This is a genomic window from Rhodoferax saidenbachensis (genome assembly GCF_001955715.1).
Taxonomy (GTDB): Bacteria; Pseudomonadota; Gammaproteobacteria; order Burkholderiales; family Burkholderiaceae_C; genus Allorhodoferax; species Allorhodoferax saidenbachensis.
Map to the genome: position 1 here is coordinate 3,963,518 of NZ_CP019239.1, position 23,766 is coordinate 3,987,283.

The window sequence follows — 23,766 nt, forward strand, 5'->3', positions numbered from 1 at the left end:
GTCAGATCACCACGTTGACCAGACGGCCGGGGACCACGACGACCTTCTTGGCCGGTGCACCTGCCGCAAATTGCACAAAGGTGTCGCAGGCCAGGGCCAGCTTCTCAATAGCCGCCTTGTCCGCGCCCGACGGCACCAGCACCGAGCCACGCAGCTTGCCGTTGATCTGCAGCACCAGTTCGATCTCGTCCTGCTGCAAAGCGGAATCATCCACCTGTGGCCAGGGCGCGTCGAGAATATCGCCCAACGCGCCCGCATAGCCCAGCTCGGCCCAGAGGGCGTGCGCAAGGTGCGGCGTAGCCGGGTACAGGCAGCGCAACAGGATGCCGAAGCCTTCGATCACCGCAACCTGACCGTCTGCCGAGTCCAGCGCCTTGAAGTCTTCCAGCGCGTTGATCATCTTCATGGCGCCAGAGACCACGGTGTTGTACTGCATGCGCTGGTAGTCGTAATCCACCTGCTTGAGCACGGTGTGCATTTCCAGACGCAGGGCCTTGGCTTCCTTGCTGAATTCAACATCTTTCAGTCCTGTAGCCCCCGCAGTGCTTGCGCGAGCAGCTCCTGAATCCATAGCAGATAACTTGTAGCCGAAGTTCCACACGCGGCGCAGGAAACGGTAGCTACCTTCCACTGCGGCGTCGTTCCACTCCAGCGTGGCCTCGGGCGGTGCGGTGAACATGGTGTAAAGGCGCGCAGTGTCGGCGCCGTACTTGGCGATCAGCGCCTGCGGGTCGACACCGTTGTTCTTGGACTTGGACATGGTGCCCACGCCCTCGTAGTCAATGGGTGTGCCCACGAGCAAATCGCCCACCGCATTGATGAGCTTGGCGCCAACGATCTTGCCGGCCGCGTCAAACACATGTTCCACGTCGTGCGGCCAAAAGTACTCCTTGCCACCCTTGTCGGTGCGGCGCGAGTAGATGTGGTTCAGCACCATGCCCTGCGTGAGCAATTTGGTGAAAGGTTCGTCCACCTTCACAAGCCCCAGGTCGCGCATGACCTTGGTCCAGAAACGTGCGTACAGCAAGTGCAGGATGGCGTGTTCGATACCGCCGATGTACTGGTCCATGCCACTGCCACCGGTGGCCAGGTTCTGATCGCGCATCCAGTAGTCGGTGCCACCCGCCACCATCGCATCGGTGTTGTGCGGGTCGCAGTAGCGCATGAAGTACCAGGACGAATCCACAAAGGTGTCCATGGTGTCGGTTTCGCGCCGTGCCGCCTTGCCGCAAATAGGGCAGACCACACCGGCGTGGAAACCTTCGTGTTTGTGCAGCGGGTTGCCGGAGCCATCGGGAATGCAATCCATCGGCAGCACTACCGGCAGGTCTTTTTCCGGCACCGGCACCGCGCCGTGTTCATCACAATGGATGATGGGAATCGGCGTGCCCCAGTAACGCTGGCGGCTCACGCCCCAGTCGCGCAGGCGCCAGGTGGTTTTCTTCTCGCCCAGCCCCAGGGCGGCCAATGCCTTGGCCACCGCGTTGACCGCTTCCTTGTACGACAGGCCGCTGAACACATCAGAGTTGACGGTCACACCGCGTTGCTTGTCGCCATACCAGTCCTGCCACTGCGCGTGGTCGTAGGTCAAGCCGTCTACATGCACCACATCGTGGATAGGCAGGTTGTATTTCTTGGCAAACGCGAAGTCGCGCTCGTCGTGTGCAGGCACGCCCATCACGGCGCCATCGCCGTAACCCATGAGCACATAGTTGCCAACCCAGACGTCGATGGCGCGGCCGGTCAGCGGATGTGTGACCTGCAGGCCCGTGGGCATGCCCAGTTTTTCCTTGACGGCCAGTTCGGCCTCGGTGGTACCACCGGCCTTGCACTCCTCAATGAAGGCGGCCAGCTTGGCATTGGACTGGGCAGCGTGCACCGCCAACGGATGCTCCGGCGCCACAGCACAGAAGGTCACGCCCATGATGGTGTCGGCACGTGTGGTGAACACGTACATGCGGCCCGACGCGCCTGCGGGTGCGTCTACCGATGACCCGATCAACGCACCGGTATCGTCCTTGATGTCGTGGGTAAACGCAAAACGCACGCCTTCGCTCTTGCCAATCCAGTTTTCCTGCATCAGCTTCACGCGCTCGGGCCAACCTGGCAGGCCGTCTTGCACCTGGCCCAACAGCTCTTGCGCGTAGTCGGTGATCTTCAGGTAGTAGCCGGGGATCTCGCGCTTCTCTACCGTGGCACCGGTGCGCCAGCCCTTGCCGTCGATGACCTGCTCGTTGGCCAGCACGGTCTGGTCCACCGGGTCCCAGTTGACGATCTGGGTCTTGCGGTAGGCAATGCCCTTTTCCAGCATTTTGAGGAACAGCCACTGGTTCCACTTGTAATACTGCGGGTCACACGTTGCCACTTCACGTGACCAGTCAATCGCCAGGCCCATGGCCTGCATCTGGCTCTTCATGTAGGCGATGTTTTCGTAGGTCCACTTGGCAGGTGGCACGCCGTTTTTCAGTGCCGCATTTTCAGCCGGCAGGCCAAACGCATCCCAGCCCATGGGCATCAACACGTTGTAGCCGTTCATGCGCAGGTAACGCGTGAGCATGTCGTTGATCGTGTAGTTGCGCACATGGCCCATGTGGAGTTTGCCGCTGGGGTAAGGCAGCATGGAGCAGGCGTAGAACTTCTTCTTGGACGCGTCTTCGATCACACGGTAGGCATCGCGGCCATTCCACAAAGGCTGCGCCCAATGCGCATGGGCGGCTTTTTCAACGTCGAGGTGCTGGTATTTGTCTTGCATGGGGAACGGGGCAGCGCAGGGGCCGCCAGAAGAAAGGCTTGTTGTTGCCGATTTTAGGCGCTGTACGGCTCAGTTCGGCGCAGGCGCAAGCGGTGTTGGTGTTTCGGTCACAAAGCCGATGCGGTTGAGACCGGCCTTCTGGACTACGCCCATCACCTCGGCCACCCGTCCATAGGGCACCGTGGTGTCGGCGCGCAGTTGGACTTCGGTATCGGGGTTTTGCTGCGCGGATTGCTTCAGGCGGGCTTCCAGTGCATCGCCCACCAGCGGCTTGTCATCCACAAACACCTGGCCCGACTTGTCCACCGTCAGGCTGACGAACTTGGGCGCATCCATGTTGCTGGCGCCTTCTGCCTTGGGCAGATCGACCTTGAGCGCGCTGACCATCAGGGGTGCCGTGATGATGAAGATGACGACCAGCACCAACATCACGTCCACCAGCGGCGTCATGTTGATCTCGCTCATGGGCTGTGGGCCCTGGGTGCGTTCAAGACGGCCGAAAGTCATGTGGCCCCCACGCTCCACCCACGCACGGCCTGCAGGCCGTGCTGGGCGTATTGCCACAACGTGAGCGCATCTGCGACAGCAGATGCGTGAGCGGGTCGCTGCCCCCCGAGGGGGCTAACTCGCCTTGGGGCGGCCCGGCGGCGAGTTGCTGCGTTCATGGCTTGGTCTGGCTCAACAGGAGTTCACGCAAATCCAGCGCAAACCCCTCCAGATCGGCTTCAATCCGGCCAATGAAACGGCCCAGGATGTTGTAGCCCAGCACCGCGGGTATGGCCACTGCCAGTCCGGCGGCCGTCATGATCAAGGCCTCACCCACAGGGCCGGACACCTGATCAATGCTGATCTGGCCAGTACCGGCAATGCCGATCAGCGCATGGTAGATGCCCCATACCGTGCCCAGTAAACCGACAAAAGGCGCGGTGGAGCCCACCGTGGCCAGCAAGACCTGGCCGGACTGCAGCTTGCGCAATACGCCGTGCAGGGCATCCCGCAATACGCGGGTCAGCTGTTGGGATCGGTCGCCCGCAGCGCCCAGTGTTCCGGTCTGCTGCACCTGGGTGGCTTGCACCAGGGGCAGCACCAGCGCTTCGCGGTCAAACGCCGGCAAGGTGCGCAAGGCGTCGTCCATCGCAGGCGCCTGCCAGAAGGCGGCTGTGCTGCGGGCGACATCCGTATGGGCACGCTGTAGCAACCACGACTTCCACAGGATCACGACCCAGCTGCACACCGACATGCACAGCAACACCACCGCCACCGCGCTGCTCACGGCATCACCCTTGAACAGCAGGCCCATCACAGTCATTTCAGGCCGAGCACGTCAAACATGTCGAACAAGCCGGACTTTTGCGTCGCCAGAAAACGCACGGCGCGCAGGCTGCCCTGGGCGTAGGTGGCCCGGCTGGAGGACTTGTGGGAAATCTCGATGCGTTCACCGGTGCCGGCAAACAGCACCGTGTGGTCACCCACGATGTCCCCCCCGCGGATAGTGGCAAAACCAATGGAAGACGGATCGCGCTCACCGGTCACACCTTCACGGGCGTACACCGCGCAGTCCTTCAAATCGCGGCCCAGCGCCCCGGCAATCACCTCGCCCATCTTGAGTGCCGTGCCCGAAGGCGCATCGACCTTATGGCGGTGGTGTGCCTCGACGATTTCAATGTCGTAACCCGTGGCCAGCGCCTTGGCAGCCATTTCGAGCAGCTTGAGCGTGACGTTCACGCCCACACTCATGTTGGGCGCCATCATGATCGGAATGTCGCGCGCGATGGCAGCGATTTCTGCCTTTTGCGCCTCGGCAAAACCGGTGGTGCCAATGACCGCGGCTACACCCAGTTCGCGGCACACGTACAAGTGTGCCAAGGTGCCCTCGGGCCGTGTAAAGTCAATCACCACCTGGCTGGACTGCAGGCCTTCGCGGATATCGGAAGTGATCAGCACCCCCGTGGGGTGGCCCGCAAATGCACCGGCGTCTGTGCCCACGGCCGGGCTGGCGGCAACGTCCAGCGCCCCCGTAAGCACACAATCGCCGGCCGCCTGAACGGCCTCAATCAACATATGGCCCATGCGGCCGGAAGCGCCAGCAATGGCAATTTTGTGGGTCATGTTCCCTGTCCTGTACGCAGTCGTGGGGAGCCCTAACGGGTAGCGGGCTCGAGGGGCGGGTAATTGGCGGGGGTCGCTGGCACCACGGGTGCCGGAGTCGGCTGTGTGGCTGCCGGGAATTTTTCCAGGCTACCGGCTGGCGCTTGCAGCGCAGGCAAAGGGCCGGGATTGGCCTGGGACTTCAGGGTTGCCGCGAATTCGGATTCGCTGGGCAGCTCATCTGCCTCGATGCGTTCCAGCACATCGTCCTTGAAGAACACAGTCACTTTGCGCGACTGGGGCTCCGCCCCCTGGCGGCGCAGAGTAAACACATAGTCCCAACGCTCAGCGTGGAACACGCTGGTGAGCAGCGGGGTGCCCAATACGTCGCGCACCGTCATCCGCGGCATGCCGGGCTTGAGAACGGCCAGTTGTTCACGCGTCACCACGTTGCCCTGCACGACATCAATTTTGTAGGGCGAGACAGTGGTCATCAACTGGCTGGTCGGTGGCAGGCTTTTGCACGCCGCCAGACCCAGACAGGCAAGCCCCAACAAGAGGAAGATGCGGCGCTGGCGAGGGAGTTCAGACATGGAGGTGTAGGGGCGATATGATCGCGTCATTGTAGCGGTTGACGCTCTGCCAACCGCCCTAGCCCCTGCGCCGGAACACCGCCCATGACCAACATTGACGAACTGAAAAGTACCGGACTCAAAGCCACTGGCCCCCGGCTCAAAATTCTGGAAGTATTCCAGCGCGGCACCCAGCGCCATATGACGGCGGAAGACGTGTTTCGCGTGCTGTTGCAGGAACATGCCGATGTGGGCCTGGCCACGGTTTACCGGGTGCTGACCCAGTTTGAGCAGGCCAGCATCCTGAGTCGCAGCCATTTTGAATCGGGCAAGGCGGTCTACGAACTCAACGAAGGACAACACCACGACCACTTGGTGTGCCTGGACTGCGGCAAGGTGGAAGAGTTTTACGACGCGGAAATCGAGAAACGCCAGCACGCAGTGGCCAAGGCCAAAGGTTTCTCCATCGCTGACCACGCGCTGAGTCTTTACGCGACCTGCACCAAAGACAAGTGCCCTAACAAAACGAAATAAGAGCCCCCACGCTCCGCCGCTGCGCGGGTCTCTGCCCTAATTTCCCTGTCGGGGCTGACCGCCAAGCGGCTCAGACGCCTTGGGGCGGCCCAGCGGCAAATTGCCTTCTCTCCGATGGAAGAGTAGGCGCCTTTTTCGTGAAAAGGCGCTACCCGCCTTTTTCCATCGCCTTGCGATGCCGCTCGACAAATTCCTGGTACGTGTCGATGCCACGCAGTTGCAGGATGGTGTTACGCACGGCAGCCTCCACCAGCACCGCAATATTGCGCCCCGCCACCACCTGGATCACCACCTTGCGCACGGGCACGCCCAGTACGTCCTGGGTCAGCGGCTCGTAGGGGATGCGCTCGTACTCACGCTCCAGAGTCTCGCGGCGCACCAGGTGCACGATCAGCTTGAGGCGCATCTTGCGGCGCACTGCGGTCTCACCAAAGATGCCGCGGATATCGAGCAGGCCGATGCCGCGCACTTCCAGCAGGTTTTGCAGCAACTCCGGGCAGCGTCCTTCAATCGTGGTCTGGTTGATGCGAAACAGGTCGACCGCATCATCGGCCACCAGGCCATTTCCACGTGAGATCAGCTCCAGCCCCAGCTCACTCTTGCCCAACCCCGACTCGCCGGTGATGAGCACGCCCAGCCCCAGAATGTCCATGAACACGCCATGCATGGAGGTGCGCTCGGCGAAGTGCTTGGACAGGTAGGCCCGCAGCACATCGATAACGAAGGCCGAAGACTCCTTGGTAGCGAACATTGGAATCTGCGCCCGTTCACACATGGACAGCAGCGCCTCGGGTGCACTCTGTCCATCGGCCAGGATCAGGACCGGTGGCTCCAGCGTCACGATGCGGGCAATGCGACGCGCGCAATCCTCGGGCGAGGCACTGGTGATATAGGCGACTTCCCGTGCACCCAGAATCTGCACGCGGTAAGGATGGATGTAGTTGAGGTAACCGACCAGGTCGGCGCCGGAGCGGGCTGCGCTGACGGCAACTTCGTCAAAACGCCGCTCGGAAGCGCCCAGACCGGCGACCCACTCCCAGCGCAAGTGGGCGCGGAACTCCTCAAAGAGGACGTCAGCACTGACAGCGGTGGGTTTCACAGGAAGCCGCTGACCTGCAAAAGGATCAGCTGACCTGCGCCGACTGCCAGCCGGCAATCAGGCTATGCAGTTTGAGGCTGTCCGTACATGCGGTGAGTTGCTCGCGCAAGGCAGAGTCGCTCAGCAATTCTGCGATTTCGGACAGGATTTCCAGGTGTTTCTGGGTAGCCGCTTCGGGCACCAGCAGGAAGATCAACAGACTGACCGCCTGATCGTCCGGGGCATCGAAGCCAATCGGCTGGGCCAACTGGAACACCGCCGCCAGCGGCGCCTTCAGGCCCTTGATACGGCCATGGGGGATGGCCACGCCATGCCCCAAACCGGTGGAGCCCAGACGTTCACGGGAAAACAGGCTGTCGGTGACCAGTGCACGGCTGAGGCCATGCAGGTTTTCGAACAACAGCCCGGCTTCTTCAAAAGCCCGTTTTTTACTGGTGACGTCGACTTGCGCTTGCACTTGCGCAGGGGTCAGGATGCTGGCGAGTCGATTCATGGTGTGGAAGCGGATTATGCACATAAAAAAACCGCCCGGTAGAAGGGGCGGTTTTCCGGTGGGACACCCGTGGCCTACATCAGGCGTTTGGGTGCTTCGTGGTGGTGGTTCTGCACACGGTCTTTGTGGCGCACCACTTGCCGGTCGAGTTTGTCAACCAGATCATCCACGGCGGCATAAAGGTCCTCATGGGCACTCTCGGCAAACATGTCGCTGCCCTTGACGTGGATATTGCATTCCGCACGCTGGCGTCGTTCTTTCTCCTTTAGTTTCTCCACGGTGAGCAGCACCTTGACATCCACGACCTGATCAAAGTGCCGCATGATGCGATCGAGCTTGTTGGTCACATAGGTACGTAAGGCGGGGGTAACTTCCAGGTGGTGACCGCTGATCGTCAAATTCATAAATAGCCTCCAGTTGCTCTCGGGGTTGAAAAAGCCGCAGGCCTTGGGACCTGCGGCAGACAAACCAAAAAATTGTCAGAAACTTACTGCCTTGCGACCCACTATGCGCCCGAACCAAAGCATTTGCAATTGCTTTTTTTAATGCGCTGCAGCAATACGGTTATTGCTTTATTCGGCCCACATCCCGGAGGATGCAAATGGTCTTGCGCAATGCGATAATTTGGGCTTCTTTGATTCTGGAGAGCGCTCCTTGGAAAACTACCCCAGTCGGTAGCTTTCAACTCCCGCCACACGGCCCTGGGGTTGAAAGCAGCCACCACCCCACCTGCCGATGCAACCCAACCCCGGGAGTGAGCCATGCTCAACATCTTTACGCTCGCCAACGGACGCCTCTTCCAGGAAGAGATCGAATCGCTGGAAGAGCTTTCGCAATACCAGCCCATCTGGGTTGACCTGGAATCCCCCACGCCTGAAGAAAAGCGCTGGGTCAAGCAGTACTACGGCCTGTCCATCCCCGAAGACGCGATGGACGAGGACATCGAGGAATCTGCGCGCTTTTACGCTGAAGACAACGGCGAGCTCCACATCCGCAGCGACTTCTTGATTGCCGATGACGACGAACCGCGCACGGTGCGCGTGGCCTTCATCCTGAACCTGGTGAACGACGGCCTCAAGAGCAAGGGCGTGCTGTTTTCCATCCACGATGAAGACGTGCCGGTGTTTCGCTTGCTGCGCATGCGTGCACGCCGCGCACCCGGCCTGATCGAAGACGCCAAGGAAGTGCTGCTCAAGCTGTTTGATGCCGACGCCGAATACTCGGCCGACACGCTCGAAGGCATTTACGATGAGCTGGAAAAGGTCAGCAACAAGGTGCTGTCCGGCGATGTGACCGATGCCATGGCCAGTGAAGTGCTGGGTGCCATCGCGCGCCACGAAGACATGAACGGGCGCATACGCCGCAACGTGATGGACACCCGCCGCGCCGTGAGTTTCATGATGCGCAGCAAGATGCTCAATGGCGAGCAGTTTGAAGAGGCGCGGCAGATTCTGCGCGACATCGATTCACTGGACTCGCACACCGCTTTCCTGTTCGACAAGATCAACTTCTTGATGGATGCCACGGTCGGTTTCATCAACATCAACCAGAACAAGATCATCAAGATCTTCTCGGTGGCCAGCGTGGCCTTGCTGCCGCCCACACTGATTGCCAGCATTTACGGCATGAATTTCAAGTTCATGCCCGAACTGGACTGGGCGCTGGGCTACCCCTATGCGCTGGGGCTGATGGCGGCCAGTGCGCTGGGACCGATGTGGTACTTCCGCAAACGTGGTTGGCTCAAGCAATAACAAGCAAAATTAGCCTCCAGCCCTTATGGATATTGCGCAAGAAGCTATACAAACTATAGCAAAAGCAGCAATTCCATGACGATGGACCGCGCGTAAACGCTGGCAATCGCACTGACAAACTGCGGGAAATCCACATGCGCACTGTCGTCAGCCCGGTCCGAGATGGTGCGTACGGCCGCAAAAGGAATGCCATAGTCCGCACAGACCTGGGCCACCGCCGCACCTTCCATTTCCACAGCCAACGGCTGGTGCCCCGCATTTTGTAAAGCCAGCACCAGCGCGGCTGATTCAGCCGCACCATTCACAAACCGGTCACCACTGGCGATCAATCCTTGGTGCACTTGCGCACGATAGCCCGCCACAGGGGCGGAGCGCAACGCTGCTTGGCTGGCCTGCAGCAACCGGGCCGTCAGCGCGGCGTCACCCGCATACACCGCTTGGCCCGTCAGCGGAATCTCATAACGCGGGAACAGTGGTGAGGCGTCCATATCGTGCTGAACAAAGCCACTGCCCACAACCACGTCGCCCACCTGCACATCAGCACCCACACCACCCGCAACGCCGGTAAACACCACACGGGCCACACCAAATTTTTCAATCAGGGCTGCCGTGGTCGTGGCCGCAGCCACCTTGCCGATTCTGGAGAGGCCCAACACTACGGGCTGACCGTGCAACTCGCCACACCAGAAGTCGCGTCCGGCGTGATGCACACGGCGAGAGCTCTGCAGTTGGGCTATCAGGCCTTGCTGTTCTTCTGCGAGGGCGCTGAGGATGGCGGTGGGTGTGCGATCAGTCATAGGTCGTCATCGTAGCGGCTTCCTTTTCTCTGACTCCGCTGATGGCACGAGGTATCCGCTCGACACTAGGATTGCCACGGTAGGCACACTAAAACCGCACAGGCTCGGGTGGGGTGGGTGTTCTGTTCCGGGAGGTAAAGGAGGAGCCCGCAAAGCGGGCGGGGGACACGTACGGAACAGAGCACCCAACCCGCCCGAACCAGAAGTAGCGCCAAGCCATAAAAAAGCGGCCCGAAGGCCGCTTTAGAGATAACGCTGGAAAGACGTTACTTATGGAGTGTTATTTGTCACGCAACTCGCGGCGCAGAATCTTGCCCACCGGAGTCTTTGGCAACTCGGTACGGAACTCAATCACCTTGGGCTGTTTGTAACCCGTGAGGTTTTCCTTGCAGTAGGCACGCACGTCGGCTTCGGTCACGTCGGCATCTTTCTTGACGATGACCAGCTTGACGGCTTCGCCGGTTTTCGCGTCGACCACACCTACACACGCGCACTCCATGATGCCGGGCATCTGTGCGACCACGTCTTCGAGTTCGGTGGGGAACACGTTGAAGCCGCTCACCAAAATCATGTCCTTCTTGCGGTCCACAATCTTGAAGAAGCCGCGCTCATCGACGACGCCAATGTCACCCGACTTGAAGAAACCATCTGGGGTCATGACCTTGGCGGTTTCATCGGGACGCTGCCAATAACCAGCCATTACCTGCGGACCCTTGATGGCGATTTCGCCGGACTGGCCCACCGGCACTTCATTGCCGTCGTCGTCCAGCAACTTCAGGTAGGTATTTGGCAAGGGAATACCGATGGTGCCGGTGTATTCCTTGGAGGTGACGGGGTTGCAACTGGCGGACGGCGAGGTCTCGCTCAGGCCATAACCTTCGCAGATCGGGCAACCGGTCTTGTCGAACCACAGCTTGGCCACACCGCTTTGCACGGCTGTACCGCCGCCCACGGAAATCTTCAGATGGCTCCAGTCCACCGTGTTGAAATCGGGGTGATTCGCCAGGCCATTGAACAGCGTGTTCACGGCCGGGAAGCTGTGGATGGTGTGTTTGGACAATTCCTTGAGCACCGCGGGAATGTCACGCGGATTGGGGATCAGGATCAGCTTGCCACCCGTGCGCATGGACAGCATCATGCCGACCGTAAACGCGAAGATGTGGTACAGCGGCAAAGCGCACACGCCGGTGGGCTGCTCGTTGGCGGGGACCTTCTTCATGACCGGGTCATTCCAGGCCTCGGACTGCAGCACGTTGGCAATCACATTGCGGTGCAGAAGCACTGCGCCCTTGGAGACACCGGTGGTACCGCCGGTGTACTGCAGCACAGCCACGTCATCGGCTTTGATGTCGGGCTTGGTGAACTTGGCATTCGTGCCCTTGGCCACTGCGGCGTTAAAGCGCACGGCACCGGGCAAGTTGTAGGCAGGCACCATCTTCTTGACGTTGCGCACGACATAGTTGACCAGCGTGCCCTTGAGCAGGCCCAACTGGTCGCCCATGGCGCACAACACCACATGCTTGACCGGAGTGGCGGCAATGCACTTTTCCAGCGTTGTGGCGAAGTTTTCGATGATGACGATGGCTTTGGCGCCCGAGTCCTTGAGCTGGTGCTCCAGTTCACGCGGGGTGTAAAGCGGATTGACGTTAACGACGACAAAACCGGCACGCAGGATGCCGGCCACTGCCACGGGGTACTGGGGCACGTTGGGCATCATGATCGCCACACGGTCACCCTTGACCAGTCCCAAGCCCTGCAGATAACCCGCGAACGCCTGGCTCAGGCTGTCGGTCTGGGCGTAGCTCACTTCCTTGCCCATGAAGTTGTAGGCTGTGCGGCCAGCGTACTTCTTGAAGCTCTCCTCCATCAGGGCCACCAGCGAGGTGTACTGGGTGGTGTTGATGTCGGCAGGCACCCCTTGCGGGTAGCTCTTGAGCCAAATGCGGTCTGTCATGTCTTGTCTCCGTTTATCAAAATTCGCGACCGTGTATTTTCATGGTCTAGCGGGGCGGGCGGGCTTGTGTTTTCCCTAGTATTCGCCCGTATTCCTCAAGTTTTCAGGACGGTCAGAACCTCGTCGAGCATTTTCTTGGCGTCGCCAAACAACATGCGGTTGTTTTCCTTGTAGAACAAAGGGTTATCCACGCCGGCGTAGCCCGAGGCCATGCTGCGCTTCATCACGATGGAGGTCTTGGCCTTCCAGACTTCGAGCACCGGCATGCCGGCGATCGGGCTGGTCGGATCGTCCTGCGCCGACGGATTCACGATGTCGTTGGCGCCAATCACCATCACCACATCGGTCGCAGGGAAGTCGTCGTTGATTTCCTCCATCTCGAACACGATGTCGTAGGGCACCTTGGCTTCGGCCAGCAGCACGTTCATGTGACCCGGCATGCGCCCGGCCACCGGGTGGATACCGAAGCGCACATTGACACCTTTTTCACGCAATGTGCGCGTGATTTCAAACACGGTGTGCTGGGCCTGTGCCACGGCCATGCCGTAGCCGGGAACGATGATCACGCTCTTGGCTTCGCGCAGCAGCTCGGCAGTTTCCGCCGCATTGACGGCTACCACTTCGCCAGCCGGTTGCGCAGCGCCCGCCGCGGGCTTGGGTGCCGCACTGGTGGTTCCGAAGCCGCCTGCAATCACGCTGATGAAGCTGCGGTTCATGGCATTGCACATGATGTAAGACAGGATGGCGCCACTGGATCCGACCAGCGCACCGGTCACGATCAACAGGTCGTTGGACAGCATGAAACCGGTGGCCGCTGCGGCCCAGCCGGAGTAGCTGTTAAGCATGGACACCACCACGGGCATGTCGGCGCCACCAATGGCCATCACCATGTGCACGCCAAACAACAGCGCCACCACAGTCATCACGATCAGCGGCGTCATTCCCTCGGCCACCGAGGTCGACTGGATGAATTCGCGTCCGAACCAGATCACCACCAGCAGGCCGGCCAGATTCAGCAAATGGCGGCCTGGCAACAGCAGGGGCTTGCCGCCGATCTTGCCGTTGAGCTTGCCAAAGGCGATCAGTGAACCGGAGAAAGTGACCGCACCAATCAGGATACCGATGTAGATCTCCACATCGTGGATCGCCTTTTCGGCACCGGTGTGCTGGATGGAGGTATCGACATAACTGGCAAAACCGACCAGGCAGGCGGCCAGACCCACCATGCTGTGCATCAGTGCCACCAGCTCGGGCATCTGGGTCATTTGCACGGTGCGGGCCGCGTACAGGCCCACGCCGCCGCCCAACACCATGGCCCCAGCAATCCAGGGAAGCCCGGCGACGGTCACTGTCGGGCCAAACACCGTGGCCAGCACAGCGAGCGCCATGCCCACCATGCCATACAGATTACCGCGCAGCGCGGTGGACTGATTGGACAATCCGCCCAGGCTCAGGATAAAAAGAATGGTCGCGCCAATGTAGGAGACCGTAGCCAAACTTGCAGACATCTTCGGGTCTCCTTACTTGCGGAACATGGCCAGCATGCGCTGGGTGACGGCAAAGCCGCCAAACATATTGATGGCCGTCAGCAAAATGGCCGCAGCCGCCAGCCAGGTGATGAGGCTGTCAGGCCGTCCCCCGGCACCGCCCAGCGGAGACACCTGCACCAGCGCGCCGATGGCGATGATGCTGCTGATGGCATTGGTCACACTCATGAGCGGCGTATGCAACGCGGGCTTGACGTTCCACACCACCATGTAGCCCACAAAACAGGCCAACACAAACACGGTGAAGTGACCCAGGAACGCGGCTGGCGCATAACTGCCGATCAGCCAGAAAAAAAGCGCCGCCACGGCCATCAAAATGACAAGACTCTTGGCCGACATGGGCTCGCTCGCAGCGCCGTGTCCATGGGCTGGCTTCTTCGCCACCACCGGGGCCGCTTTGGCCGCAGCCGCAGGAACCGCGGGCAGCTTGGGTGCTGGTGCAGGCCAGGTAACCTGCCCTTCCTTGATGACGGTCAGGCCACGGATGGCGTCGTCTTCCATGTTGACGTTGGCAATACCGTCTTTGGTCTTGCACAGTTCCTCGCTCAGACGGAACAGGTTGGTCGCGTACAGCGTGGACGACTGTTTGGCTAGGCGCGATGCCAGGTCCGTGTAACCCACGATGGTCACACCGTGTTTCACCACGGCTTGGCCGGGTTCGGTCAGCTCGCAGTTGCCGCCCTGCTCGGCCGCCATGTCGACAATCACGCTGCCGGGCTTCATGGTGCGCACCATCTCGGCGGTGATGAGCTTGGGTGCAGGCTTGCCGGGGATCAGCGCGGTGGTGATGATGATGTCGACTTCTTTGGCCTGCTGCGCGTACATGGCACGCTGCGCGGCCTGGAAGCCTTCGGACATGACCTTGGCGTACCCGCCGCCACCGCCGCCCTCTTCTTCGTAATCCACCTTGACGAACTCGCCACCCAGCGAGGTGACCTGGTCGGCCACTTCAGCGCGCGTGTCATTGGCACGCACGATGGCACCCAAGCTGGCCGCGGTGCCAATGGCCGCCAAACCGGCCACGCCGGCACCAGCGATGAACACCTTGGCGGGAGGCACCTTGCCTGCGGCCGTGATCTGTCCATTGAAAAAACGGCCAAAGGCATTGGCAGCTTCAATGACGGCACGGTAGCCGCTGACACCGGCCATGGAGGTCAATGCATCCATCTTCTGGGCACGGCTCAATGTGCGTGGCAACGCGTCAATCGCCAGCACCGTCGCCTTTTTGGCAGCCAGTTGCTGCAACAGTTCGGGATTTTGTGCGGGCCAGATAAAACTGATCAGCGAGCCGCCTTCGCGCAGCAGCCCTACTTCGTCGCTTGATGGGCCGCGCACCTTGAACACGATGTCCGATTGCGCCCACAACTCGGCGGCGGTTGCGACCACCGTGGCGCCCGCAGCACGGTAGCTGTCGTCGTCAAAGTTGGCGGCATCGCCTGCACCCGATTCCACGCTGACCTGGAAGCCCAGCTTGATCAGCTTTTCCACCACATCGGGGACCGTTGCCACCCGCTTCTCCCCCGGGAAGATTTCTCGGGGGACACCGATACGCTGTCCTTTTTCAGTGGAAACACTGGTCTGCATGAAGCGACTCCTCAATTTGGATGGGGGTTAGCCTGGGGCATGTTCGCGACGGTAAGCTTCGCGAAAGGTATCTGGGCGGCAACTTTAACTGAATTTGCCTGCGCAAACGCCCCTCTGGCGCCGCTTGGGCGACAGCCAGCGCAAAACAGCCCAACCTTCCATGCCCATAATCCACCGCATGGATGCACGATGGAAACCCAATGTGACGGTCGCTGCCGTCATCGAGAAAGACGGCCGCTTCCTGCTGGTCGAAGAACACACTGCCGAAGGCCTGCGCCTGAACAACCCGGCGGGCCATCTGGACCCGGCCGAGTCTCCCGAAGAGGCCTGCACCCGTGAAGTGCTGGAAGAAACCGCCCATGGCTTCACTCCCACGGCACTCATAGGCGTTTACCTGTCGCGCTTTCAGCGTGGGGCAGAAGACGTGACCTATATGCGTTTTGCCTACTGCGGCGACGTGGGTGCATTCGACGCGCAACGCCCGCTGGACACCGGTATCGAGCGCACCCTGTGGATGAGCGAGGCCGAAATTCGTGCCTGCCCCGAGCGCCACCGCAGCCCTTTGCTACTGCGCTGCCTCGATGACTACCTGGCCGGTCGGCGCTACCCGCTCTCCCTGGTCACCACCGACGCCACCGTCTACCACCCCGAGATCCGTTGATGGACAACACCAGCACTTTCGCCCTGTTGGGTGCGGCGGCCTTTGGTGCTGGCGTACTGAATTCCGTCGCCGGTGGCGGCAGCTTTCTAACCTTCCCTGCGCTGGTCTACGCAGGCATTCCACCGATTGCGGCCAATGCCACCAGTGCACTGGCAGTGAGCCCCGGCTATCTGGGGGGCGTCTGGGGCTTCAAGACCGAGCTGCGAGCGCTGGACCGCAGTCTCTTGCGCCGTGAAATTCTGGTATCGGCCGTGGGTGGTGTGTGTGGGGCCATCCTGCTCTTGGTTACCCCCGCACGCTTGTTTTCGGGTCTGGTGCCCTGGTTGCTGCTGTTTGCAACCTTGCTGTTCATGCTGGGGCCGGTTCTGGCGCGCCGCAGCCAAAGTGCACAAACCGGTACCAACAGCCTCGCCGCCTGGCACACGCCGGCGCTGTTTGTCGTGGCGGTATACGGCGGTTATTTCAATGGCGGGCTGGGCATTCTGCTGATGGCGCTGTACACACTGAGTGGAGAAACACGCCTGCACACGGTCAATGCGCTGAAAAACCTCAACTCCTTTGTGCTGTCCATACTTTCCGTCGCGGCTTTTGCCTGGGCCGGGGCCATTGTCTGGCGCGAGGCAGCACTGATGATGGTGGCGGCCACACTGGGCGGGTTTGCCGGCGCGCGGCTGGCACGGCGTCTGCCCGTGCAGTGGGTACGCGGCATCGTGATCGCCACTGGCCTTGCCATGAGTACGGTGTTTTTCCTACGCACCGGTTGAAAACCAGTCATCTGCCTACAATTTAGGCCTATGAAAAAGCAACGGGTCGTGGTGGGTTTGAGTGGCGGGGTCGATTCCGCGGTGACTGCACACCTGCTCAAACAACAGGGCCATGAGGTCATCGGCATCTTCATGAAGAACTGGGAAGATGACGACGACAGCGAATACTGCTCATCCAACATCGACTTTGTGGACGCCGCCGCCGTGGCCGACGTGATTGGCATCGAGATCGAACACGTCAACTTTGCAGCCGACTACAAAGACCGCGTGTTCTCCGAATTCCTGCGCGAATACCAGGCCGGACGCACGCCCAACCCGGACATCCTGTGCAACGCAGAAATCAAGTTCAAGGCCTTTCTGGACCACGCGATGCGCCTGGGTGCCGAAAAGATCGCGACAGGTCACTATGCAAGGGTGCGCTCGAATGAAGGCACGGGCAAACACGAACTGCTCAAGGGCCTGGACGCATCCAAGGACCAAAGCTATTTCTTGCACCGGTTGAACCAGGCCCAGCTGTCCAAAACGCTGTTCCCGGTGGGTGAATTGCACAAGACCGAAGTGCGCCGCATTGCCGAAGAAATGCAGTTGCCCAACGCCAAGAAGAAAGACTCCACCGGCATCTGCTTCATCGGCGAGCGCCCGTTCCGCGAATTCCTGAACCGTTATATCTCCAAGGAGCCCGGCCCGATCAAGGACGCCAAGGGCCGCACGATAGGCCAGCACGTGGGTTTGTCCTTCTACACGCTGGGCCAGCGCCAGGGCCTGGGCATCGGCGGCCTCAAGGCCAAAGGCGCACAACGCGGTGGTGGTGAACACGCACCGTGGTTTGTGGCGCGCAAGGACATGGAAACCAACACCCTGTGGGTGGTACAGGGACACGACCACCCGTGGCTGCAGTCGCTGTCGCTGCAAGCCCAGGATGCGAGCTGGGTCAGCGGTGAGGCGCCTGCGGCACGCGCCATCGCCGCCAAAACCCGTTACCGCCAGAGCGACGCGGCCTGCCAGGTGGAAAGCGCCCAGGGGCCGGACTTTGCGCTGCAGTTCAGTGAAAACCAATGGGCCGTGACACCCGGCCAGTCGGCCGTGTTGTACGACGGCGAGGTGTGCCTGGGCGGTGGCGTGATTGCGGCCGCCCAGCCTGCTGCCGCACTGGCCTGAGTCAGCCGCCGGACCGCAACTGGCGGATCAGGCCCTCTTGCGCCACACAGGCCACCAGCTTGCCATCGCGGCTGAAGATGTTGCCGTGGTTCAAGCCCCGCGAATGCCCGGAAATCGGGCTGCTGCAGGCGTACAGCAACCAGTCATCCACCGCAAAGTCCCGGTAGAACCACATCGCATGGTCCAGGCTCGCCGTGACCATGTCGGGCTGGTAGTAGGTGACACCGTGCGGGCGCAGACAGGTGCTCAACAGGCTGAAGTCCGAGGCGTAGGCCAGCAGGCATTTCTGCAGCGCCTTGTCGTTTGGCACCGGACCAGCCGCACGGAACCAGATGTACTGCACCGGGTCTTTGACTTCGGGCTGCAGCGGGTTGACCGGGTCCACCGACCGGATCTCGATGGCCAGATCGCGCGAAGTAAGAGACGCGGAGGCCTCAGGAATCAGTTCCGGCACCGGGCGGGCGGTGTTGATAAACGCGGGCAGCGACTCTGGCGGTGGCACCTGCGGCATGGCCACGTGGTGCTCCAGCCCCGCCTCGTCGACCTGAAAGGACGATGAGAGGATCAGGATGGCCTTGCCGCCTTGCGAGGCCGTCACACGGCGCACGCTGAAGCTGCTGCCGTCGCGAATGCGGTCTACGGTGTAGTCAATCGGCGCCCGTGGGTCACCACCACGGATGAAATAGGCATGCAGGGAATGCGCGTGGCGTTGTTCGCAGGTATTGCCAGCCGCCACCAGCGCCTGCCCCAGGATGTGCCCTCCAAACAGGTTGCGAAACCCCAGGTCCAGGCTTTGCCCGACGTAGTGGTCGGGTTTGACGTTGTCCAGCGCAAACAGGCCCAGCAACTGCGTCAGCGCAGTGCTGCTGGCCAGCGGGATGGGCACGGTCTTCAGGGTGGGGACTTCCTGTTTTTGCATTGCGGGATTGGTAAAGAAACGGGTGGGTTGGATGCGCCGTGGCGCTGGAAAGCACAAACCCCGGCAAGCGTGTGCTCACCGGGGTTTGTGTGTCTGTTCAACAGAGGCAGACTTTAGAACGGGATGTCATCGTCCATGTCGTCAAAACCACTGGCCGGGCGCGGTGCAGGCGCCTGGCGGGGCGCCGGGGCTGCAGCACGCGGGGCGGCTGCCGGAGGCGCACGGCGCGGTGCGGGGGCACCACCCTCGTCGCCACCGCGCGGGCCGCCCATGCCTTCGCGGCCACCCAGCAGTTGCATCTCGGTGGCGATGATGTCCACGGTGTTCTTTTCCACGCCGGCCTGGTCGGTGTATTTACCGTACTTCAGACGGCCTTCCACGTAGATGGGAGCGCCCTTTTTGACATATTCACCCACGATTTCGGCCAGGCGCTCGTAGAAGGTGACGCGGTGCCATTGGGTTTCTTCCATGTTCTCGCCGGTATCGCGGTTCTTGCGGCGGCTGGTGGTCGCGATGCTGATGTTGGCCACGGCCTGGCCCGAGGGCAGGTAACGGATTTCAGGGTCGCGCCCGCAGTTGCCGACCAGAATGACTTTATTGACGGATGCCATGGTTTTCTCCAGATTAGTCGATGATTATCCTGCCATTAGAGCCGTTTTACGGCCCATCCGGCGCCTTGGGCGACGGAGCCCGCATGGGCCAGGCCACGACCAGCCAGGCCAGCATGGCGACCACACAAACCGCAAACAGGCCTTGTGGGCCCGCATGTTTGAGCAGCCAGCCCCCGGCCACCCCGCCCACAAAAAAGCCCAAAGACTGCAGGGTGTTGTAAACGCCCAGCGCCGTGCCGCGAACATGGGCCGGGGCCACACGTGAAGCCAGGCTGGGCTGGCTGGCCTCCAGCACATTGAAACCGCAGAAAAAGACGAATAACAACAACGCCAGTACAGGCACCGAGGGCTGGGCCTGGGCGAGCAACAAACCCATCTGCACCATGGCAATCAGGCCTACCGCCACCAAAAATACGGCACGCAGGTAACCGCGCTTCTCCAGCGGAAACAGCGAAACGCCCATGACCAGGAAAGAGGCCAGCACAGCAGGCAGATAGACCTGCCAGTGTTGGTCTTGGGCCAGCCCCGCCTGTACCAGCAGGGCAGGCAGTGCCACCCACATCGCCAATTGCACGGCATGCAACACAAATACGCCAAAGTCCAGGCGCAGCAGCGCCGGGTGGCGCAACACCTCGGCCAGGCCTCCGCGTGCCTGCACGACCGGCTGGGCCGGCTCCGCAGGCACCCACCAGAGCACCACCACGATGCCCCCCAGCGCCAGCACAGCCGTCAGCACAAACAGGCCATGCAGGCCGATACGGGCCGCCAGCAAGGGCGACAGCACCAGGGACAAGGCAAACATCAGACCGATGCAGGCCCCAATCAGCGCCATGGCTTTGGTGCGCACCAGGTCACGTGTCTGGTCGGCCAAGAGAGCGGTCACAGCGGCTGAAATGGCCCCAGCTCCCTGCAGCGCCCGCCCAGCCACCAGCCAGGACAGACTGGGCGCCCAGGCGGCCAGGGCACTGCCCGCCGCAAATATGACCAAGCCCACCACGATGACCGGTTTGCGCCCAAAACGGTCCGATGCCATGCCAAAGGGAATCTGCAGCAGCCCCTGCGTCAGGCCATAAATGCCCATGGCCAGCCCCACCAGCGCCGGGTCACTCCCCCCCGGATAGCGCCGCGCCTCCAGGGCAAACACGGGGAGTACCAGGAACAGGCCCAGCATGCGCAGGGCAAAAATAAGGGCCAAAGAGGCACTGGAGCGACGCTCTTGGGGCGTCATGGTGGTATCAGGCAGGGCGGGCGTAGGCACAACAGGCGCTCGTAGACAAAAGGCGGCGCAGGCCCAGGGTAGGCAGCGCAAGCCGACATTGTCTATCATGGCGGGTTACTCTTTTGGCGGCCACGAACTTGAACTCTCCTACTGACGACGACAGCAAACACCTGGCATCCAGCGAGAGTGGCAAGTACCTTGCCACGGCCCTGCAGCAGCAAAACATCAGCGTGCGGGGTGCGCGCACCCACAATCTGAAGAACATCGACCTCGATATCCCGCGCAACCAGCTCGTGGTGATCACCGGGTTGTCGGGTTCGGGCAAGTCCAGCCTGGCGTTTGACACGCTGTACGCTGAGGGCCAGCGCCGTTATGTGGAGAGCCTCTCCACCTACGCGCGCCAGTTTTTGCAACTGATGGACAAACCCGATGTGGACATGATCGAGGGCCTGTCGCCGGCGATCTCCATCGAGCAAAAGGCCACCAGCCACAACCCGCGTTCCACCGTGGGCACCGTGACCGAGATCCACGATTACCTGCGCCTGCTGTTCGCCCGCGCGGGCACCCCGTTTTGCCCCGACCACGACCTGCCGCTGCAAGCGCAAACCGTCAGCCAGATGGTGGATGCGGTACTCGCTCTGCCCGAAGACACGCGCCTGATGATCCTGGCGCCACTGGCGCGCGAGAAGAAGGGCGAATTTCTGGATGTGTTTGCCGACATGCAAGCCCAGGGTTATGTGCGCTTTCGTATCAATGGCCAGGCCTATGCGTTTGACGAACTGCCCGCACTCAAGAAGACGGAGAAGCACGACATCGACGTGGTGGTGGACCGCATCAAGGTGCGCCCCGACATGAAGCAGCGTCTGGCCGAAAGCTTCGAAGCCGCGCTGCGCCTGGCCAATGGCCGCGCCATTGCGCTGGAGATGGACAGTGAAAATCGCTCTGAAAACGATAGCGGTTCGCACACAGCGGATGCGGGCTACAGCCCTAAAGAGCACTTATTCAACGCCAAATTCGCCTGCCCGGTGTGCAGCTACTCGATTGCCGAGCTGGAGCCGCGCCTGTTCTCGTTCAACTCGCCCGTAGGCGCATGCCCGAGCTGTGACGGACTGGGCGCGCAAGAGGTGTTTGACCCGGCGCGCGTGGTGGCCTTCCCCACGCTGAGCCTGGCCAGCGGCGCGATCAAGGGCTGGGACCGGCGCAATGGCTATTACTTTGCGATGCTGGAGAGCCTGGCCAAACACTACAAGTTCGATATTGAGCAATCCTTTGAGTCGCTGCCTGCGCATGTGCAGCAAGTCATCCTGTACGGTTCGGGCGAGGAAGAAATCAAGTTCAGCTATGTGATGGACTCTGGGGCATCGCAAGGCAAGAAGATGTCCAAGAAACACGCCTTCGAGGGCATCCTGCCCAACATGGCGCGGCGCTACCGCGAGACCGACTCTGCCCTGGTGCGCGAAGACCTGGCGCGCATGCGCAGCACCCAGCACTGTCCGGACTGCAATGGCTCGCGCCTGCGCCGCGAAGCGCGCCACGTGAAGATTGGCGAGGGCGACCAGGCCCGCGCCATCTTCGAGATCAGCCACAGCACGCTGCGCGAGAGTTACGCCTATTTCAGCCAACTCACCATGCACGGCGCCAAGGGCGAGATCGCCGCCAAGGTGGTGCGCGAGATTGGCCTGCGCCTGAAATTCCTCAACGACGTAGGCCTGAACTATCTGAGCCTGGACCGCAGCGCCGAGACATTGTCGGGCGGTGAATCGCAACGCATCCGCCTGGCGTCCCAAATTGGTTCCGGCCTGACCGGCGTGATGTACGTGCTGGACGAGCCCAGCATCGGCCTGCACCAGCGCGACAACGACCGGCTGATCGACACGCTCAAACACCTGCGCGACATTGGCAACAGCGTGCTGGTGGTGGAGCACGACGAAGACATGATGCGCGCCGCCGACCACGTGATCGACATGGGCCTGGGTGCGGGTATCCACGGCGGGCGCGTGATTGCGCAGGGCACGTTCGATGAAGTGAAGGCGAACACCGAATCGCTGACCGGCCAGTACCTGGCGGGCACTTTGAAGATTGACGTGCCCAAACGCCGTACGCCCTGGATCCCCACCGTAGCACCTGCGCCGGCAGAGAAAAAAGTCGCAGCGAAAGGCGCGCCGAGCAAGGCCGCGCTGGCTTGGGCAGAGCGCAATGCGCATCACCTGGCCACCCAAGGCGACCTGCAAGCGCTGCGCGTGGTCAAGGCATCGGGCCACAACCTGAAGGATGTGAGCGTCGAATTCCCCGTAGGCCTGTTTACCTGTGTGACCGGCGTGTCCGGCTCGGGCAAGTCCACGCTGGTCAACGACACGCTGTATGCCGCCGTGGCCCGCTCAATCTATCGCGCACACGACGAACCTGCCGCGCACGAGGCCATCGAAGGCATCGAACATTTCGACAAGGTCATCAACGTCGACCAGTCGCCAATCGGCCGCACGCCACGCTCCAACCCCGCCACCTACACCGGCCTGTTCACGCCCATCCGCGAGCTGATGGCCGAAGTGCCCGTGGCGCGCGAACGCGGCTACGGCCCGGGGCGCTTCAGCTTCAACGTGGCCGGTGGCCGCTGTGAGGCCTGCCAGGGCGACGGCATGGTCAAGGTCGAAATGCACTTTTTGCCCGACGTGTATGTGCCCTGCGATGTGTGCGCGGGCCAGCGCTACAACCGCGAAACGCTGGAGGTCCTCTACAAGGGCAAGAACATCGCGCAGATTCTGGACATGACGGTCGAGGCCGCCTACGCCTTCCTGCAGGCCGTGCCCACCATTGCACGCAAGCTGCAGACGCTGCTCGATGTGGGCCTCTCCTACATCCGCCTCGGTCAGGCGGCCACCACACTGTCTGGCGGTGAGGCACAGCGCGTCAAGCTGGCGCTGGAGCTGTCCAAGAAAGACACCGGCCGCACGCTCTACATCCTGGACGAGCCCACCACCGGTCTGCACTTTGCCGACATTGCGCTGCTCTTGAAGGTACTGCACCAGTTGCGCGACGCGGGCAACACCATCGTCGTCATCGAGCACAACCTGGACGTCATCAAAACCGCCGACTGGCTGATCGACATGGGCCCCGAAGGTGGCTCAGGCGGCGGCACCGTGGTCGGCACAGGCACGCCCGAGGACATTGCGGCCAATCCGGCCAGCCACACAGGGCGTTATTTGCAGGCGTTGCTTAACCAAAAGAATCGTTAAGACATGCTGCCGCAGAGCGCTGACCGGTAT

Annotated in this window: 21 protein-coding genes; 6 read left to right on the forward strand and 15 right to left on the reverse strand. The window is 61.4% G+C overall.

Annotated elements, in window-relative coordinates:
• Position 1: 1 nt before the first annotated feature.
• The 5 genes from leuS to RS694_RS18835 all read right to left on the reverse strand — a co-directional run bounded on the left by leuS (position 2) and on the right by RS694_RS18835 (position 5,433).
• Positions 2-2,752: a leucine--tRNA ligase gene (gene leuS, locus RS694_RS18815; protein WP_029706606.1), complete on the reverse strand. Its 2,751-nt coding sequence runs from the start codon at positions 2,750-2,752 to the stop codon at positions 2-4.
• 69 nt (positions 2,753-2,821) lie between these two features.
• Positions 2,822-3,259 carry an ExbD/TolR family protein gene (locus tag RS694_RS18820; RefSeq protein ID WP_029706607.1) on the reverse strand — a complete coding sequence of 146 codons (438 nt, stop codon included), beginning with the start codon at positions 3,257-3,259 and terminating at the stop codon, positions 2,822-2,824.
• 154 nt (positions 3,260-3,413) lie between these two features.
• Positions 3,414-4,061: a MotA/TolQ/ExbB proton channel family protein gene (locus tag RS694_RS18825; RefSeq protein ID WP_029706608.1), complete on the reverse strand. Its 648-nt coding sequence runs from the start codon at positions 4,059-4,061 to the stop codon at positions 3,414-3,416.
• Positions 4,058-4,861: a 4-hydroxy-tetrahydrodipicolinate reductase gene (dapB, locus tag RS694_RS18830; protein ID WP_029706610.1), complete on the reverse strand. Its 804-nt coding sequence runs from the start codon at positions 4,859-4,861 to the stop codon at positions 4,058-4,060. The genes RS694_RS18825 and dapB overlap by 4 nt, the downstream gene beginning before the upstream one ends.
• Before the next feature lie 32 nt (positions 4,862-4,893).
• Entirely contained in the window at positions 4,894-5,433 is a 540-nt protein-coding gene (locus RS694_RS18835; RefSeq protein ID WP_029706611.1) for an outer membrane protein assembly factor BamE, read from the reverse strand.
• A gap of 84 nt (positions 5,434-5,517) precedes the next feature.
• Between RS694_RS18835 and fur the strand changes: the two genes are divergently transcribed.
• Complete coding sequence (gene fur / locus RS694_RS18840) at positions 5,518-5,946, forward strand: ferric iron uptake transcriptional regulator (RefSeq protein WP_029706612.1); 429 nt, start codon at positions 5,518-5,520, stop codon at positions 5,944-5,946.
• 148 nt (positions 5,947-6,094) lie between these two features.
• Here fur and hprK read toward each other — a convergent pair whose 3' ends face one another.
• The 3 genes from hprK to hpf form a co-directional block, all read right to left on the reverse strand.
• The gene (gene hprK, locus RS694_RS18845) at positions 6,095-7,045 is read right to left on the reverse strand and encodes an HPr(Ser) kinase/phosphatase (RefSeq protein ID WP_029706613.1); all 951 of its coding nucleotides are present in this window, start codon (positions 7,043-7,045) and stop codon (positions 6,095-6,097) included.
• A 25-nt stretch (positions 7,046-7,070) separates the two neighbouring features.
• A complete protein-coding gene (locus RS694_RS18850; protein ID WP_029706614.1) occupies positions 7,071-7,538 on the reverse strand; it encodes a PTS sugar transporter subunit IIA in 468 nt (155 codons plus the stop codon).
• Positions 7,539-7,612: 74 nt separating this feature from the next.
• Entirely contained in the window at positions 7,613-7,942 is a 330-nt protein-coding gene (gene hpf / locus RS694_RS18855) for a ribosome hibernation-promoting factor, HPF/YfiA family (protein ID WP_029706615.1), read from the reverse strand.
• 357 nt (positions 7,943-8,299) lie between these two features.
• On the opposite strand from hpf, the gene corA reads away from it, so the two are divergent.
• Entirely contained in the window at positions 8,300-9,289 is a 990-nt protein-coding gene (gene corA, locus RS694_RS18860; RefSeq protein WP_029706616.1) for a magnesium/cobalt transporter CorA, read from the forward strand.
• Between the two features lie 53 nt (positions 9,290-9,342).
• Here the strand turns inward: corA and RS694_RS18865 are convergent, their stop codons facing one another.
• The 4 genes from RS694_RS18865 to RS694_RS18880 form a co-directional block, all read right to left on the reverse strand.
• A complete protein-coding gene (locus RS694_RS18865; RefSeq protein WP_029706617.1) occupies positions 9,343-10,086 on the reverse strand; it encodes a 5'-methylthioadenosine/adenosylhomocysteine nucleosidase in 744 nt (247 codons plus the stop codon).
• Positions 10,087-10,366: 280 nt separating this feature from the next.
• The gene (locus RS694_RS18870) at positions 10,367-12,040 is read right to left on the reverse strand and encodes a long-chain-fatty-acid--CoA ligase (protein WP_029706618.1); all 1,674 of its coding nucleotides are present in this window, start codon (positions 12,038-12,040) and stop codon (positions 10,367-10,369) included.
• 95 nt (positions 12,041-12,135) lie between these two features.
• Positions 12,136-13,548, reverse strand: coding sequence for a Re/Si-specific NAD(P)(+) transhydrogenase subunit beta (gene pntB / locus RS694_RS18875; protein WP_029706619.1), 1,413 nt, complete (start codon positions 13,546-13,548; stop codon positions 12,136-12,138).
• A 12-nt stretch (positions 13,549-13,560) separates the two neighbouring features.
• Entirely contained in the window at positions 13,561-15,171 is a 1,611-nt protein-coding gene (locus RS694_RS18880; protein WP_029706620.1) for a Re/Si-specific NAD(P)(+) transhydrogenase subunit alpha, read from the reverse strand.
• A gap of 178 nt (positions 15,172-15,349) precedes the next feature.
• On the opposite strand from RS694_RS18880, the gene RS694_RS18885 reads away from it, so the two are divergent.
• From RS694_RS18885 to mnmA, 3 genes are read left to right on the forward strand one after another with little or no spacing between them, the layout of a single operon-like run.
• Entirely contained in the window at positions 15,350-15,832 is a 483-nt protein-coding gene (locus tag RS694_RS18885) for an NUDIX hydrolase (protein WP_037246863.1), read from the forward strand.
• A complete protein-coding gene (locus RS694_RS18890) occupies positions 15,832-16,596 on the forward strand; it encodes a sulfite exporter TauE/SafE family protein (RefSeq protein WP_029706622.1) in 765 nt (254 codons plus the stop codon). The genes RS694_RS18885 and RS694_RS18890 overlap by 1 nt, the downstream gene beginning before the upstream one ends.
• Before the next feature lie 30 nt (positions 16,597-16,626).
• Positions 16,627-17,754 (forward strand): tRNA 2-thiouridine(34) synthase MnmA, encoded by a 1,128-nt coding sequence (gene mnmA, locus RS694_RS18895; protein ID WP_029706623.1) that lies wholly within the window; start codon positions 16,627-16,629, stop codon positions 17,752-17,754.
• Between the two features lies 1 nt (position 17,755).
• On the opposite strand, the gene RS694_RS18900 is transcribed toward mnmA, so the two are convergent.
• The 3 genes from RS694_RS18900 to RS694_RS18910 all read right to left on the reverse strand — a co-directional run bounded on the left by RS694_RS18900 (position 17,756) and on the right by RS694_RS18910 (position 20,512).
• A complete protein-coding gene (locus RS694_RS18900; RefSeq protein ID WP_081708565.1) occupies positions 17,756-18,673 on the reverse strand; it encodes an acyl-CoA thioesterase in 918 nt (305 codons plus the stop codon).
• Positions 18,674-18,786: 113 nt separating this feature from the next.
• Positions 18,787-19,284, reverse strand: a complete 498-nt coding sequence (ssb, locus tag RS694_RS18905) for a single-stranded DNA-binding protein (RefSeq protein WP_029706625.1) — start codon at positions 19,282-19,284, stop codon at positions 18,787-18,789.
• Positions 19,285-19,330: 46 nt separating this feature from the next.
• Positions 19,331-20,512 carry an MFS transporter gene (locus tag RS694_RS18910; RefSeq protein WP_029706626.1) on the reverse strand — a complete coding sequence of 394 codons (1,182 nt, stop codon included), beginning with the start codon at positions 20,510-20,512 and terminating at the stop codon, positions 19,331-19,333.
• Between the two features lie 128 nt (positions 20,513-20,640).
• On the opposite strand from RS694_RS18910, the gene uvrA reads away from it, so the two are divergent.
• Complete coding sequence (gene uvrA / locus RS694_RS18915; RefSeq protein ID WP_029706627.1) at positions 20,641-23,736, forward strand: excinuclease ABC subunit UvrA; 3,096 nt, start codon at positions 20,641-20,643, stop codon at positions 23,734-23,736.
• The last annotated feature ends 30 nt before the right edge of the window (positions 23,737-23,766 follow it).

Excerpts from the sequence above, each read along its gene's own strand:
- ssb (WP_029706625.1), bottom strand. The coding sequence starts at position 19,284 with ATGGCATCCGTCAATAAAGTCATTCTGGTCGGCAACTGCGGGCGCGAC.
- mnmA (WP_029706623.1), top strand. The coding sequence starts at position 16,627 with ATGAAAAAGCAACGGGTCGTGGTGGGTTTGAGTGGCGGGGTCGATTCC.
- hpf (WP_029706615.1), bottom strand. The coding sequence starts at position 7,942 with ATGAATTTGACGATCAGCGGTCACCACCTGGAAGTTACCCCCGCCTTA.
- RS694_RS18825 (WP_029706608.1), bottom strand. The coding sequence starts at position 4,061 with ATGACTGTGATGGGCCTGCTGTTCAAGGGTGATGCCGTGAGCAGCGCG.
- RS694_RS18900 (WP_081708565.1), bottom strand. The coding sequence starts at position 18,673 with ATGCAAAAACAGGAAGTCCCCACCCTGAAGACCGTGCCCATCCCGCTG.
- RS694_RS18880 (WP_029706620.1), bottom strand. The coding sequence starts at position 15,171 with ATGCAGACCAGTGTTTCCACTGAAAAAGGACAGCGTATCGGTGTCCCC.
- RS694_RS18820 (WP_029706607.1), bottom strand. The coding sequence starts at position 3,259 with ATGACTTTCGGCCGTCTTGAACGCACCCAGGGCCCACAGCCCATGAGC.
- RS694_RS18870 (WP_029706618.1), bottom strand. The coding sequence starts at position 12,040 with ATGACAGACCGCATTTGGCTCAAGAGCTACCCGCAAGGGGTGCCTGCC.
- RS694_RS18885 (WP_037246863.1), top strand. The coding sequence starts at position 15,350 with ATGGATGCACGATGGAAACCCAATGTGACGGTCGCTGCCGTCATCGAG.
- fur (WP_029706612.1), top strand. The coding sequence starts at position 5,518 with ATGACCAACATTGACGAACTGAAAAGTACCGGACTCAAAGCCACTGGC.
- RS694_RS18890 (WP_029706622.1), top strand. The coding sequence starts at position 15,832 with ATGGACAACACCAGCACTTTCGCCCTGTTGGGTGCGGCGGCCTTTGGT.
- RS694_RS18835 (WP_029706611.1), bottom strand. The coding sequence starts at position 5,433 with ATGTCTGAACTCCCTCGCCAGCGCCGCATCTTCCTCTTGTTGGGGCTT.
- dapB (WP_029706610.1), bottom strand. The coding sequence starts at position 4,861 with ATGACCCACAAAATTGCCATTGCTGGCGCTTCCGGCCGCATGGGCCAT.
- RS694_RS18850 (WP_029706614.1), bottom strand. The coding sequence starts at position 7,538 with ATGAATCGACTCGCCAGCATCCTGACCCCTGCGCAAGTGCAAGCGCAA.
- corA (WP_029706616.1), top strand. The coding sequence starts at position 8,300 with ATGCTCAACATCTTTACGCTCGCCAACGGACGCCTCTTCCAGGAAGAG.
- leuS (WP_029706606.1), bottom strand. The coding sequence starts at position 2,752 with ATGCAAGACAAATACCAGCACCTCGACGTTGAAAAAGCCGCCCATGCG.
- RS694_RS18865 (WP_029706617.1), bottom strand. The coding sequence starts at position 10,086 with ATGACTGATCGCACACCCACCGCCATCCTCAGCGCCCTCGCAGAAGAA.
- pntB (WP_029706619.1), bottom strand. The coding sequence starts at position 13,548 with ATGTCTGCAAGTTTGGCTACGGTCTCCTACATTGGCGCGACCATTCTT.
- RS694_RS18910 (WP_029706626.1), bottom strand. The coding sequence starts at position 20,512 with ATGACGCCCCAAGAGCGTCGCTCCAGTGCCTCTTTGGCCCTTATTTTT.